Genomic DNA, 13,304 nt, shown 5'->3' with positions numbered 1-13,304 from the left:
GTCGTCGGCCGTCTTCGACGCCCTCGCCGGCTGACCTCACCCCTCCCGGCCCCCAGGGCCGTTCACACCCGAGACCGAGAAGAGGATGCGATGAATGAGGACTACACCGACGGCATCATCCATGTGGACTACGCGCACATGGGAAACGCCGCCGACGACATGGTTCATCAGACCGGCGCGATCGGCAAAACCCTGGCATCACTGGAAATGGAGCTGAACGAGCTCAAGAAGTCCTGGGTGGGTGACGACGCCGACGTCTACGGCAAGAAGCAGGAAGCCTGGGACCGCGCTTTCCAGCAGATGGGCGCGATCCTCTCCGAGCACTCCGGGCTCCTCACCGACATCTCGGAGCACTACCGCTACACCGCCGGCAGCCTGGCCCAGCGATGGTCCGACGTACAGATCGGCCGCTGACAGCTCACCACCTCGTGGGCCACCCGCAACGGCGCACAACCACCCGTCCGGGTAAGCGCTGAACTCGTTCCACCCATCCACCGGGACCCGTTCGCCAGGGAGATGACATGGCCAACACGACCATCCTCAATGCTGCGTGGCTGAAGAAGTTCAAAGACGGCCCGGTGCACGAATTCGTGAGGGAGATCGATCGGATGACCAGGGCGGACGGGTCCACCCAGCCGATCGAGGACGTCGCCTCCGGCATCAAGACCGAGAGCACGATCGACACCACCAAGCCGCTGATCATCGGCACACTCGCCAAGGATGATTCGCTGAGCGGCGGAAAGCTCAACTCGGCGGTGCAGAGTACCGCCGAAGCCCTTGCGGTGCTGCTACGGAACCAGAAGACCCTTTTCGACGACATCGACGACGCCATGGCCGAGACCATTACGCAGCTCACCAAGGCACAGCAGGACAACCTCGCCAAGATGACCGGCGAGGAATTCCTGAATCTGTGGGAGGACGTGGACGGAGATCTGTCCGGTGGGCGCGGTTCAGCCGGCGGTCAGGGCGCGTCGTAGCTGCCCGAGCATCTGATGCCCACGGAGAACTGAGATGGCCGAAGCCACCGACAAGACCAACGACGACTACTGGAAGAGGGCGGTGGACGCCCTCACCGGCTACACGCTGGCCGACCGGAAGACGTTGTTCGATGACATGAAAGGCAATCACGACATTCCACTCATGTACATATGGGTGGACAAGAACATCCGGCCCGTCGGTACGGGGTATCTTCCCGGATTCGCGAGTTCCGGTGGGTGGCACCGTGAGGGAGAGGACTTCCTCATGCCCTTCTACACCATGGCGAAGCACGGGGACGGCCTGGATCACAACAAGGCCCACATCACCTTCATCGGTACGTCCCTCGGCGACGACGGGAAGACCAAGATCCCGGCCGGCGGCCAGGTCGTGAGCCCCGGCAAGTGGACGAGCAAGCACCTGACGAAGAGCGACGGCTCCAAGTTCACCTGGGACAACTCCAAGCTCGCCCAGTACTCCTACGGTTCCGGCGGTGCCCTGGAGCAGATCATGAACGCTCCCTACAGCACACGCGGTTTCTCGCACAGCGGGCTGAGCGTGGACGACGGTGCCGCCGTGCACCTGCCCTCCTTCACCGATGTGGCGCTCTCCTTCGAGAGGGTCAACCGGTTCCTCATCACTCAGGCCAAGGTGCTCGCCGAGTGGGAGAAGCGGGACATCGGTGAGGGCAGCTCGGAGTGGGCCGGCAGCGCGGCCAACCTGTTCAAACACATGGTGCACAAACTGAGCCGGAACTACGAGGGCTACGTCGAGCAGCTCGCGCCGCCCGGCAAGGGTGGCGCTTCGTCCCTGGTGCTGGACGGCGAGGTCTTCACCACCTACCCGGGGCGGACGCTCGCCGAGACGCAGCTGGCCTACCGCGACGCCGCCCGTCAGCTCCACACCGCGTGGTCGCGGTGGCACCGGCTGATGGGCTCCCCGCACCGATGGCTGCTGGACCACCTGTGGGACATCTACAGGCAGGTCCTCGACAACCAGATGGCGTTCGTCGACTTCGAGACCCGCGGCTTGATGTCGTACCCGGTCCGGACCGCGGAATACAAGGGCTACGTCGAGGTCGGTGGCCAGCAGATGTGGCTCAGTGAGTGGGACACCTGGAGAGCGATCGGCCAGGAGGCCGTCAACCGATGGCAGAAGAGCATCGACGACGCTCTCGGTGAGATCGCCAAAGAGGTGATCCCGAAAATCGACAGGACCCTCGCCGACGCCGTGGACGCCTTCCCCAAGCAGCTCACCGACAAGGACACCAGTTCTCTGGGCGAGATCTCGGTCAAGGAGGAGAACAAGAAGCTCCTTGCCGAGCAGAAGAAGCAACTGAACGGCCTGGGCGGGGACGACGAACTCACCCGAATGCAGAAGGCGTTCCAGAAGCAGGTCGAGGAGGACTACAAGACGGGCCGGGAGGAGGCACGCAAGCAGAGCGAAAAGGACCGGGCCGAGACGAACTCGTACGAAGCCGAGGTGCGCAAGCAGAACGACCTGGAGCGAGCCAAGTCCGAGGAGTACGCAGAACAGGCGCGCAAGCAGAACGACGAGGAGCGGGCCAAGGGGGCTGAATACGCTGAAGCCGCGCGCAAGCAGGCCGACCAGGACCGGGCGGACGCCCAGGCGCTCACCGCCTCGTCGGCCGGCCTCGGTGCCCTGGCCGGTACCCAGGCGCAGGCCGATCAGCAGAAGGCTCAGGAGGAGGCGCGGAAGCAGTACGACCTGGACTGGGCGGACGCCCAGGCGCTCACCGCCTCGTCGGCCGGGCTCGGTGCCCTGACGAGCCCTCAGACGCGCGCCGAGCAGAAAAAGGTGCAGGAGGAGGCGCAGAAGCAGTACGACCAGGACCGGGCCGATGCGGAAAAGTACCAGGAAGAGCTCCGGGCGACGAACAGCGAGGACCTCGCGGCAGCCCGTGCCCTCGTCGAAGGTGCCGACGTACCCGCCCCGAGCAACGCCGACCTCCAGGCTGATCACCAGCGCGAGACCCTCCAGGCGCAGCTTGCTCACGACGCCGCCCGACATGACATCGACCAGCAGACGCAGGACGCCAAGGCGGACTACGAGCAGGCAAGGGCCGATGCCCAGGACAGCTACGAACAGGCCAAGCAGCAGGCCGACCAGGCACGAGCCGACGCCAAGGCCGAGTACGACAACGCCATCGCACGGGGTGAGGACCCCGAGAAGGCGAGGGCGGAGTACGACAAGGCCGTCGCCGCGGCCGATCGGCAGCAGCAGGCCGCCAGGACCGAAGCCGACCGGGACCTTGCCGAAGCCCGAGAGCAGTACGACGACGTGATGCGGGACAGTGCGGCGAACCGGCAGGAGGCGCAGGAGGAGTACGAACGCCAGATCGCCGACATCAACCAGAAGTACGACGAGCTGGGGATGGATACCCGTACCCCGGAGGAGATCGTCCGGGACAAGCTCGCCACGATCTCCGAGCCGCATGTCTCCCTTCCCTCCTCACCGGGCGACAACGTCTACGCACCGGGCACCTTCGACGCAGGCGCCTACACTCCCGCCGCCTACGACTCGGGCATGCCGGCCGGTGCCGGGTTGGACGGCAGGACTGCGGAATCCCGGTCCTCCGCCGACACGGGTGAGGATGCGTACGGCCCGTTGGGCAGCAACGCCTATGCGGCGGCGCAGACCGACGACCCCTCCCTCGGGGGTGCGGGCTCAGCCGCCGCCTCTGCTGGAGCAGGGGCCATGAGTCCGGGCATGTATCCCCCCATGGGCGGTGGCATGGGTGGTGGTGCGGGCGGCGGCCAGGACCAGTCCGGAGGCGGGCGGCAGCGCAACGTGCTGGACTCCTCCATCGTCCGCCGACCCGCTCGGGCCGGCCGACCGGCGGAGGCCGGAGAGAGCACCATCCCTGCCGCACGGCGGGTCTCCACCAGCACCGGGATGCCCTTCGCGCCGCCGATGGCCGGCAGCAACGAGCGAGGACAGCGGACCAGCAGCGACCGGACCCGCACCACGTGGACCGCCGAGGAGGAGGACGTGTGGGGGGCCGACGAAGGGGGTGCTCCGCAGGCACTGGGCCGGTGAGCCGACGGCTACTGACCCCGGAGCGCGGGGGTACCTGGCAATGACCCCCGTAGGGGCGGACCCCCCTCGGGGCCTGCTCTGACTGGCATGCAGCCTCATATGCGTCCGCCGCCGGCGGACCTCGCCGTGGAACGAACAGTCAGTCGCCGACGATCCGCTCCCACAGCAGCGAGTCCCGCCACTTCCCGTCGAGAAGGATCGAGGAGTGCGCGACGCCGTACGGGCTGAAGCCGTTGCGGCGCAGCACCCGTTGTGACGGCAGATTTTCCAGGTTGGTGGACGCCTCGGCGCGGTGCAATCCGAGCTCATCCGCCATCACCCGGAGCGCGAGCCCGACGGCGCGTCCGGCGTGCCCCTGGTTCTGGGCGGCGCCGGCGATCCAGTATCCGAGGGAGCCGCGGCGCAAGTGCGGCTGCGGCAGGACGCCTCCGACGGTGACCTGCCCGATCACCTGGTCGTCGGCGAGTACCACGCCCGGCCAGACCGTACCGGCCCGGTATCCGGCCAGCAGCCTGTCGATCCGCTCCGCCTGGCCCTCCGGGGTGAAGAAGTCAGCCGGCTGGTCCGGTTCCCACGGCCGGAAGGCCTCGACGTCCCGCGTCCGGTGCACGGCGATCGGGGCAGCATCGGCGGGCTCTATCAGGCGGATTCTGGTGCTGTCGCGCATGGGCTGACCTTCGTCGTGGTGCGTCGGATGAGACCGGCCGGCCTGTACGAACCGCAGGAATCGGGGGTAGGCGAACAGGGTGGAACGTAGCAGGCAGTGTGTGGGGGGCGGAATCTGTCGCCGGGCGGAGCTACCGCCCACCCCCGGTTCCGCACGGCCCCTCGACGGCGCTCACGGACCGGACGACCCCATGGGCCACCCGGACCCACAGGCGTCGGGCGCACGCCCCACAGCCGTCACTGTTTTCCCGAGGGCCGCGCTCAGAACGTCCCCGAGCCGGCGGACCGAAGCGGTGAGGAGAATATCCAACGAGCGGTGAACCCAGGCCTGTTGCTCCACGTTGAATCAGCAGGACGCACAGGCGTCCGGTCGACGGGACCACACGAAAACTCTTCGCCCCGCCGCCGCCTCCGTGCCTCTGTGCGCGACGGCCGGCCATGGACCGGGCTTGCCCAGCCATTCACCTCGTGAATCGTCCGGCTGCCCCCTCTGCGCCCAGCGAGGAAGGGGCGGTCAACCATGCTGTTCCGCAGTACAGCACCACCACGGAAGGAAATTCCACTTATGAAGCGTTCCGTCTCGCGAATCGCGTTCGTTGTGGCGGCGGGAGCCATGACCGCTCTCGTCTCCGCCCTCCCGGCTGCCGCGACCAATCAGACTGCCTGCGGCGATCGGACGGACTTCGTCAAGGTCGAGTACAACGGCGGCCAGACCGCGTGCTTCGCCAACGAGGGCGTGATCGCCCCCATGCTCCCCAACGTCTACAGGATCAGCTCGGGCAACAACGACATCGACATCGTGCTGGGCAACCAGGTCAGGTACATGCCCAGGTATTCGAGCATCCGGGATGTTGAAGGGCTCAACCACACGCTGTCCCTCCTGCAGATCCGCTGACCCACCGCGCGTCCACAGCGACGACCTGTGCCGGGGCCTGACGGCCCTGGCACAGGTCGGCTTCCTGCTCCCGCCTGCTGCCACACGTGCCGTAGCCGGGAGCCCGGTGTCGCGCGTCATCTGTCCACTCAGCGGCCCGCCGTCCTGCGACGTTCTCCTCGAATCGTGCGTTCGGCCTGCCGGCCGAGGATAGATCGCCGGTCGCTCCACGCGGCGCGGGGGCGTGCGGTGAACTGCTGAGCCGTTCTGGACGACGGGGCGAGGGGAAAGCGCAGCGAGATTTCCTGATGCCTATGACGGGTCCGACGCGAACCGGCCGTCCGGCTGTGCAGGCGATGCCCGGTCGTGAAAGCGTGTTCTCTCTGGACGTCGGCCTACCCGCTCCTGGCAGCGGACGGCGTCCTGGGCGCGATGACTCCCGGGCGGCGGGGGACATGAGGGCGGACCTGATCCGACGCCTCGGCTCTCCGCGCTTTGCTCGGGGGCCGAAGCAGCCCACGCCCAAGCAGCCAGGGAGTGCGGGCTCATCCGGAATGCTCTACAGAATGAGGACAGCTGATGCAGATCACGGCAGATGTACTGGTCGGTCTGGTGGCCGCGCTGCACGTGTACATCTTGGTTCTGGAGATGTTCCTCTGGGAGAAGAGGCCGGGCCGGAAGCTTTCCGGCTTCGACGCGGCGATGGCCCGTGCGACCGTGCCGTTGGCTGCGAATCAGGGCCTGTACAACGGATTCCTGGCTGCCGGACTGGTCTGCGGCCTGCTGGCCGAGGAGCCGACCGGTCACCGGTTCCAGCTCTTCTTCCTCGTCTGCGTGCTCGTAGCGGGCCTGTACGGCGGCTTTACCGCCAACCGGCGTATTCTTCTCGCGCAGGCATTGCCGGGCGCGCTGGCACTTGCCGCAGTCCTGCTGGCCCGGTGACCTCCTGTCCGCCGACGCCCGCACCGAGCCGAACCTGGGCCGCATCCCGGCAGACCTCCTGACGAACGCACCCCGCCCCCACTGATCGAGATCTGGGTCGCCGCCGCGGCTGGACCGGCATGCACACGCTCGCCGTTGGCGTATGCCCCCATGCACCGGCGGGAGCCTGGTCCGACCGCGTGTCACCAGGTCGCACCAGGTGTTCCGGGCAGTACCCAAACATCCGGGCCTTTGCGTCGCGGACCAGGTGGTGGGGCCGGACCGGCCGTATGGCCGTGCGGATCCGGCGAGTGGAGTGGGATCGGCTGGAGACGCTGTCACCTCCTGGTGGTGACAGCATCTGCGAGGTCCCACCAGCTGACCAGCGGCGATACCGGATCACCGTTTCTCGGCTCCGGGACCCGACGGCTCCCGGCCGGCCTTCTCGGATGCGACGGGAGAGGGGCCCGCTTCGGTGTCCAGGCCGGTGAGGCGTTGGCGGACCTGCTGAGTACTGTGGCACAGCGCCTGCTGTTCAGCGTCGGCGAGCGCGCGTACCCAGTGCGCTCGAGCGGCTTCCCGGTCGCCCATGGCCAGGCAGGTGTCGCCCAGCCGCATCAACGAGCCGACAGCATTCCTGTGATCCCCCAGATCCTCGAACACGTCCAGTGCCCTCTGATAGGTGGCAACCGCCTCCTCGTAGCGCCCGAGCAGATGAAGGGTGTAACCCAGGCTGTCCCAGCAGATCGCCTCCCGCCAGGGGGCGTTCAGGCCCTGAAACAGGGCGATGGCCTCTTCACCGTGCACGAGGCCCTGCTCCGGCCGGCCCAGACTCGAGTGAAGCCAGGCGAGCCCGTTGAGACACTCGGCCGTCCACACGTCGTCCCTCGCGGCCCGGGCCAGTGCCAGCGCCCGCCCGGCGGGCACCAGGGCCTCGCGGAGCCGACCGAACTGGTGCAGCACCACACCCATGCCGTGCTGTGTACGGGCCTGTTCGCCGAGCGAGCCGATCTCCTGGAAGAGCCTGGCTGCGCTTTCGAGGTGGCCCAAAGCCTGTTCCTGATGGCCGAGGTAGCCGTGGAGGCCACCGAGGCTGCGGTGGCAGCGGCCCTCCTGAAGGCGGTCACCCCGGCGTCGGGCCGCCTCCAGGGCGGGGGTGATCGCGGTGATCGCTTCGGGCCAGAACTCCTGACGGCTCAGATGTTCCTTCAGGGCCCAGGCAAGCCCGGTGATATGGCGATCCCTTCGCTGGTCGACGGCGGTGTGCAGGAGTCTGGTCAGGACCTCGCGCTCGGTGGACAGCCACCGGTTCGCTGCTTCCGCGTCGGTGAGGACCTGGGGGGTGCCCCCCGCACGTGCGGGGCCGAGGTCGAGGTGGGGCAACGTGTCCTGCTTGAGCAGCCGGTCGGCTTCGTGGGCGGTGAACATGTAGTGGTCCAGTACCCGACAGGTGGCCGCGTCGCGTTCATCGGCGTCGTCGTGGGCGTGGGTGAGTTCGCCGGCGTAGACGCGCAAGAGGTCGTGGAGGGTGAACTGGCCGGGCCGGGGCTGCTCGACCAGGCAGGCCCGGGTCAGACGGTCGAGCAGCCGACGGGTCTGGGGCAGGGGGAGACCGGCGAGGTCGGCGGCGGCCGGGGCGCTGATGCGAGGCCCGGGGTGAAGGGCGAGGAGGCGGAAGAGCCGGGCGGCGGACTCATCCAGGGACCGGTACGACCAGGAGAACACCGCCCGGACGTCGGTGGCGGTGTCGAAGCCCGTGAACGCGTCCAGGCCGCCGTGGGCATCGCGCAGGTCGTCGGCTATGGCGTGCAAGGGGAAGGCGGGGTCGAGTTCGGCCCGAGCGGCGACCACGGCGAGCGCCAGGGGTAGCCGCCCGCACAGCTCGACGATCTCGGCCGCGGCGGCCGGCTCGGTGGCAAGCCGCTGTGCTCCCAGTCGCCGAGCCAGTGCTTCGTGGGCCTCCGCCGGTGAGGGCATGGGGAGGATGAAGGGCTTGGCGCCGTCCGTCGCTATCAAGCCGGCGAGCAGGTTGCGGCTGGTGATCAGGGTGAGGCAGCCGGTTCCCGCGGGCAGCAGGGGGCGTACCTGTTGCTCGTCGCGGGCGTTGTCCAGGACCAGCAGCACGCGTCGGTCGGCAAGAAGGCTGCGCAGCATGGTGCTGCGGTCGGCCGTGTTCTCGGGGATACGCAGGGCGGGGACGCCGAGAGCGGTGAGGAAGCCGTGGAGGGCGTCGCCGGGTTCCACCGCGGGCGCGTGCGGATGGAATCCGCACAGGTCGACGAAGAGCTGGCCGTCAGGGAAGGAGGCCGCGATCTGGTGGGCGTGGTGGACGGCGAACGCGGTCTTGCCGACACCGGGGGCGCCGCCGATGACGACGACGGGAGCACCAGCCGGTCCCGGCCGCCCGGGCGCACCGCGCACGGCGGACAGGCACGCGCTCTCGGTCGTGCGCCCGGTGAACACCGGCAGATCACCAGGCAGCTGCATCGGGGGCGCCGTGGGTGCCGGCACACCGCCACTGCCCTCCCCGGGTGGGGCGTCCTTCGCGGTGGGGGCCGTCGAACCGGCTCTCGTCTCGGCCGGCGTCGCCTCGGCGAGAGGCCCGCACGGCACGTCCTCGCGAGCCGCGGTGACAGGACGCGTGCCGAGGCGGACGGTCTCGTCCAGCCCTTCCTGGGCCCTGCCCCCGGTCGGCCGGACCCTCTCGCCGCTGCCTGCCGTGTCTCCGAAGCCCGCGCGGCCTCCTGCGGCAGCCCCGGTGGTCACCGGTGCACCCGCTCCCGCTGTGCCGGGGAGGAGCAGCGGCGGCAGGTCGTGACGGAGGATGCCGTCGTGCAGAGCGCGCAGCTGGGGGCCGGGTTCGAGACCGAGTTCGTCGGCGAGGTGCCGGCGCAGGTCCGCGTAGCGCCGGAGCGCCTCGGGGTGCCTGCCGGCCAGGTACAGCGCCCGCAGCAAGAGGGCCCAGCCGGACTCGCGCAGCGGGTTCTGGGCCGTCAGTTCCTGCGCCGCCGTGATGGCTTGCGGCGTCCGGCCGCTCAGGAGCAGTGCGCTGGTACGGATCTCCTGGGTGGTCTGGCGCAGTTCCTCCAGGCGCGCAGTCTCAGGAGCGGCGAACAGGTGGTGCGCGGCATCGGCGAGCGCGGCACCGCGCCACATCCGCAGAGCCCTCTCGGCCTCCCGTACCGTCTCCGCGGGCCGCCCTTGGTCGAGCAGCCGGTTCGCCGAGACCATGGCCAGCTCGAAGCGCACGGTGTCGCGAGACTCGGCGGGCACGCGCAGGGCGTATCCGCCGGGCTCGGTGACCAGCACGCCGAAAGACCCTCGCCCGCGCAGGTGCCGGGGCTCCAGGACCGCGCGGAGCTTGCTGACGTGGGCGTGCAGTGAAGCAGTCGCCCCGCCGCCCGGCTGCTGCGGCCACAACTCCTCGCACAGTGAGTCGGAAGCGACCGTACGACCATCGGCGAGGAGCAGCCGGATCACCAGCAGCCGCTGCCTGCGGCGCCCCGGATCCAGCACCGCGCCCGCACGCCGGACCACCAGCGGCCCCAGCAACTCGAAGTCGAACTCATCTCTCACAGCCATGACCGTTTCCACCCGGCACCCCCTCAACGGTATTGCCCTCTGCACCCTGTACTGCCTGCCGGCACGTTCCGCCTCGTCCCGCCCTCCGGCCTGTCAGGGCACTCGCCCTCCTGTCGGAGCGCGGAACGCGGAACCCCGCCCGCAGACACAGCCCGCGTCCGGCCTGGGCCCGGCACCTGGGAGATGCCGGGCGGCGAGGGCGAGTCAGCGCCCGACGTCGAACGTGGCGGCGCGGGGAACGAACAGCGTGTTTCCGTCCTTGGCGGTTGCCAGGGCCGAGACGTACCAGGTGCCCTGGTCCAGCTCGGCCGCCTCCTCCTTCGTCACCTTCAGCGCGTAGGTGCAGCGGGAGACACCGTCCGAGACTCGGAGGCACTTCGCGTCCTCGGTGTGCCGCATCTCCTCCGCCGTCGGGTCGAGCTTCGAACTCGCGGGCCAGGCCACGACCTTGAGCCCCTTGATGCCGGAGTCGTCCCGTACATCCGCGGTGAAGGTGAGCGAGCCGGTGCTCGCAGCGGACGGGGCTGTGTAGCGGGCCGAGCCGTTTGTCAGGGTCGGCTCCGCGCCGGTCGAGGCCATGGCGAGACCACCTGCGGCAACCGCGCCGAGGGCGGCGACACCGAGCGACGAGAAGAGCACACGCTTGGACATGGGAGATCCTCCGGATCTTGTGGAGCAGACGGGATGCGGGAGACTCGGGGCCGAACACGGCCCGGAGTGAAAGACGCTGGTCGAGCCGTTCGCCAGTCGTTTCCCGATGTGTTCGAGACTACGGCCGGGACACCGCGCGTTCCTCGGACGGTCGGATGACTGCTGCGTCTAACCAGAGTTGGAGAACGCCCATCGGCGTCCACCCGCCGGTCCGCCGGTGCATCCCAGGTAGGAGAGGGGAACCCGACCTCAGCCGGTGCCGGCCGGTTCATCTGCAACGGTAGCCTTGTCCCGTCGTGACGCGAACCGACACCCGATCGTGGCGATCCATCCGGACTTTGACGACGTGCCCGGGCACAGGCGACGATTCCCCCGTACGGCTGGGGAGCCCTTCCGATAGAAGCCCGCGTCACGCCCACCACAACCACGCGATCCAGGAGCCCACTCGCCGTGACCGATTCAGGCCGATCCTTTTTCCACCGACTGCGCCGTGTTTTCGGCAACGTGTTCGCCCTCGCCTACCTCGTGCTCTGTGCCGCCCTGTTCGTGTGGGCCATCGTGGTGAGCATCGGTGACGACTCGGGCGAGTCCATGGCGATCATCTTCCCGCTGCTCGCCACCGCCCCGACCAGCCTCGTGCTGCTCGTCCTGCCGGGTGGTCTGGTGATGGTCACCGTCGTCGTTCTCCTTGCCGCACTGGTGAACGCCGCGGTCATAGGCTGGTGTGCCCGTGCACTGCGGCGCGGAGGCCGTGCGAACCCGGCTTCCTGAGCCGCGGCACCCGGGGAAGGCTGCGGCTCGGTGGCCCTCACCCGTGACAACGCCTGCCGACACCGTCCACCAGGAGCGAGCGGTCACGAGTGACAACACCTGGTTCCCGCACCGTCGCGCGCTCGCGGGTGGATGGGGCGGGAGGCCACGTACTCCTGTCTCGTCCCAGGACGGATGTCCGGTCCTCGCGGTCGTGTGCGTCCGTCGTCATCGCTGTGCGGCCGGGCGCGCACTGGCGGGGTCCGCGTACAGGACCGGGTGCCGGCACCTTGTCGAGCACGCCGCCACCCACGGCATCGGCGTGGAGAGCAAAGCCTCTGCTCCCGGCCTCATGGCCCGCCGCCTCACCAGCGAGAACACCGCCTCCTGGCACGCCCCGAGGACACACAGCACAGGCTGTCCCGGGATGAAACATCGGACGAGCACGACCTCCGAGCGGCGAGGGTCCCGTGGCCATCCGCGGGTGTGCTCGCCACCGCCCGGGCGCTGCGGAGCCCGACCATGCATGTGCGGGACCGACGTACCGTCGCGGTCGGCAGGGGCCCGTTCCACCGGGTCGGCCAATTCGTGCGACCGGCGGAACGGGCTGACTGTGCCTACGTGACTACTTGCTGAGCCGGTCGTACACCTCGACGGCCGTGATCAGGTGACCGATTGTGTTGGGGTGGGCGGAGCCGGGTGTCTGCGGCAACAGCGGGTTGACCCACTGGTTGGCCGCGGGCTGGCACATGTCCCTGCCGCGGAAGACGGAGGACGGGTTGACGAACTCGGCCTGCTTGAGGTGAGCCGCCGTCTCCAGCACCAGGTTCAGGCGATCAGTGGCCTGGTTGAGCCAGGCCATGTCGCCCTTGGCCAGAGGCACCGAGGAGCCGCAGGTGCTCCCGTCGGCGGGGAACAAGTTCGGATACCCCACCACGACCACGCGCGCCTGCGGGCTGCGCCGCTTGATGTCGGTGAGCATGTCGGGGATGCGGGTGTTCAGCCTCGCGAAGTCCGCGTCCAGGTTCTTGCCACCAGCGGTCAGCTGGTCGCGGCAAGGAGTGCCCTCCTTGGTGACCATTCCGGCCAGCACACATGTGGTGAGCACGTTGGTGAACCCCAGGTCGTTGCCGCCGAGCGTGACGGTCACGAGGTCCGTGTCCTTGCTCAGAGCATTGACCTGCGGGGCGGACGATCCTTCCTTGTTCCACAGCGAGCGCGTGGTGGCACCGCTGCAGGTGACGTCCTTGAACACGGCCGGCTTGTAGGTCTGGGCGATCCACCACGTGTAGCTCTGTTCGGACCGCTTGCACTCTGCGTCTGTCTGCCGGGGCAGACCGGTGCCGGCGGCGTAGGAGTCGCCGAGGGCGACGTAGTTGTCGACCGCTCCCTGCCCGGAGGCGGTGACCGCCCCGGCCGGTCCGGACCCGGAGAACAACAGCGAGGCCGTGGCAGCGGTGAGGGCAGCGGCCGTCACCGTCCGTCGGCAGAACGTCGAAAAGGGGTGGGAAGAAGGCATTCAGTCCCCTTGGGGGTGAGAAATTGAGGAGTGCTGAGCGTCGCCCCGCTTGTGAGTGCGCGGGCGCGTCTCCGTCTCAACGGCGTCGGCACATCTCCGGTTCACCGCGCGCGGCACTTCGCCCTCTCATGACCTAGGGATTTCAGCTGAAGCCTCGTCTCGTTCCTGAAGCAGGGGGAACGGCCGCTGGATCCGTACTGGGTGAGGTACGCGGACAGGGCTCGCGTCGCGGGCCGGTAGCGCCGTAGATCGCACGGACGCGGGCAACCGAGTGGAGAGCATCGCCTCAGGCACCCGGCGTGTCAG

10 protein-coding genes are annotated in these 13,304 nt (G+C 68.8%); 6 read left to right on the top strand and 4 right to left on the bottom strand.

The features are described 5' to 3' along the window. Nucleotides 1-90: 90 nt before the first annotated feature. From ACFY8O_RS18770 to ACFY8O_RS18760, 3 genes are all read left to right on the top strand, one after another. The gene (locus ACFY8O_RS18770; protein WP_387903686.1) at nucleotides 91-414 is read left to right on the top strand and encodes a WXG100 family type VII secretion target; all 324 of its coding nucleotides are present in this window, start codon (nucleotides 91-93) and stop codon (nucleotides 412-414) included. A 107-nt stretch (nucleotides 415-521) separates the two neighbouring features. Next, the gene (locus ACFY8O_RS18765) at nucleotides 522-977 is read left to right on the top strand and encodes a type VII secretion system-associated protein (RefSeq protein ID WP_145812914.1); all 456 of its coding nucleotides are present in this window, start codon (nucleotides 522-524) and stop codon (nucleotides 975-977) included. A gap of 34 nt (nucleotides 978-1,011) precedes the next feature. Then, entirely contained in the window at nucleotides 1,012-4,035 is a 3,024-nt protein-coding gene (locus tag ACFY8O_RS18760; RefSeq protein ID WP_387903683.1) for an AAWKG family protein, read from the top strand. Between the two features lie 139 nt (nucleotides 4,036-4,174). On the opposite strand, the gene ACFY8O_RS18755 is transcribed toward ACFY8O_RS18760, so the two are convergent. Beyond that, nucleotides 4,175-4,702: a GNAT family N-acetyltransferase gene (locus ACFY8O_RS18755; protein WP_145812918.1), complete on the bottom strand. Its 528-nt coding sequence runs from the start codon at nucleotides 4,700-4,702 to the stop codon at nucleotides 4,175-4,177. Between the two features lie 564 nt (nucleotides 4,703-5,266). On the opposite strand from ACFY8O_RS18755, the gene ACFY8O_RS18750 reads away from it, so the two are divergent. Then, nucleotides 5,267-5,596 carry a beta/gamma crystallin domain-containing protein gene (locus ACFY8O_RS18750; protein WP_387903680.1) on the top strand — a complete coding sequence of 110 codons (330 nt, stop codon included), beginning with the start codon at nucleotides 5,267-5,269 and terminating at the stop codon, nucleotides 5,594-5,596. 558 nt (nucleotides 5,597-6,154) lie between these two features. Continuing rightward, nucleotides 6,155-6,517: a DUF1304 domain-containing protein gene (locus ACFY8O_RS18745; RefSeq protein ID WP_387903678.1), complete on the top strand. Its 363-nt coding sequence runs from the start codon at nucleotides 6,155-6,157 to the stop codon at nucleotides 6,515-6,517. A gap of 378 nt (nucleotides 6,518-6,895) precedes the next feature. On the opposite strand, the gene ACFY8O_RS18740 is transcribed toward ACFY8O_RS18745, so the two are convergent. After that, nucleotides 6,896-10,078 (bottom strand): AfsR/SARP family transcriptional regulator, encoded by a 3,183-nt coding sequence (locus ACFY8O_RS18740; RefSeq protein WP_387903676.1) that lies wholly within the window; start codon nucleotides 10,076-10,078, stop codon nucleotides 6,896-6,898. Nucleotides 10,079-10,282: 204 nt separating this feature from the next. Further along, complete coding sequence (locus ACFY8O_RS18735) at nucleotides 10,283-10,729, bottom strand: DUF5707 domain-containing protein (protein ID WP_387903675.1); 447 nt, start codon at nucleotides 10,727-10,729, stop codon at nucleotides 10,283-10,285. Nucleotides 10,730-11,179: 450 nt separating this feature from the next. On the opposite strand from ACFY8O_RS18735, the gene ACFY8O_RS18730 reads away from it, so the two are divergent. Beyond that, complete coding sequence (locus ACFY8O_RS18730) at nucleotides 11,180-11,500, top strand: SCO4225 family membrane protein (RefSeq protein ID WP_387903673.1); 321 nt, start codon at nucleotides 11,180-11,182, stop codon at nucleotides 11,498-11,500. A 604-nt stretch (nucleotides 11,501-12,104) separates the two neighbouring features. Here the strand turns inward: ACFY8O_RS18730 and ACFY8O_RS18725 are convergent. Further along, nucleotides 12,105-12,956 carry an SGNH/GDSL hydrolase family protein gene (locus ACFY8O_RS18725; RefSeq protein WP_387903670.1) on the bottom strand — a complete coding sequence of 284 codons (852 nt, stop codon included), beginning with the start codon at nucleotides 12,954-12,956 and terminating at the stop codon, nucleotides 12,105-12,107. Nucleotides 12,957-13,304: the final 348 nt, after the last annotated feature.

Origin of the sequence: Streptomyces argenteolus (assembly GCF_042902585.1) — a bacterium.
Taxonomy (GTDB): domain Bacteria; phylum Actinomycetota; class Actinomycetes; order Streptomycetales; family Streptomycetaceae; genus Streptomyces; species Streptomyces argenteolus.
The sequence above is the reverse complement of the archived record's forward strand: the minus strand, read 5'-3'. Positions and strand labels throughout refer to the sequence as shown.

Coding starts and splice junctions, on each gene's coding strand:
- ACFY8O_RS18765 (WP_145812914.1), top strand. CDS start 522: ATGGCCAACACGACCATCCTCAATGCTGCGTGGCTGAAGAAGTTCAAA.
- ACFY8O_RS18760 (WP_387903683.1), top strand. CDS start 1,012: ATGGCCGAAGCCACCGACAAGACCAACGACGACTACTGGAAGAGGGCG.
- ACFY8O_RS18735 (WP_387903675.1), bottom strand. CDS start 10,729: ATGTCCAAGCGTGTGCTCTTCTCGTCGCTCGGTGTCGCCGCCCTCGGC.
- ACFY8O_RS18740 (WP_387903676.1), bottom strand. CDS start 10,078: ATGGCTGTGAGAGATGAGTTCGACTTCGAGTTGCTGGGGCCGCTGGTG.
- ACFY8O_RS18770 (WP_387903686.1), top strand. CDS start 91: ATGAATGAGGACTACACCGACGGCATCATCCATGTGGACTACGCGCAC.
- ACFY8O_RS18755 (WP_145812918.1), bottom strand. CDS start 4,702: ATGCGCGACAGCACCAGAATCCGCCTGATAGAGCCCGCCGATGCTGCC.
- ACFY8O_RS18750 (WP_387903680.1), top strand. CDS start 5,267: ATGAAGCGTTCCGTCTCGCGAATCGCGTTCGTTGTGGCGGCGGGAGCC.
- ACFY8O_RS18745 (WP_387903678.1), top strand. CDS start 6,155: ATGCAGATCACGGCAGATGTACTGGTCGGTCTGGTGGCCGCGCTGCAC.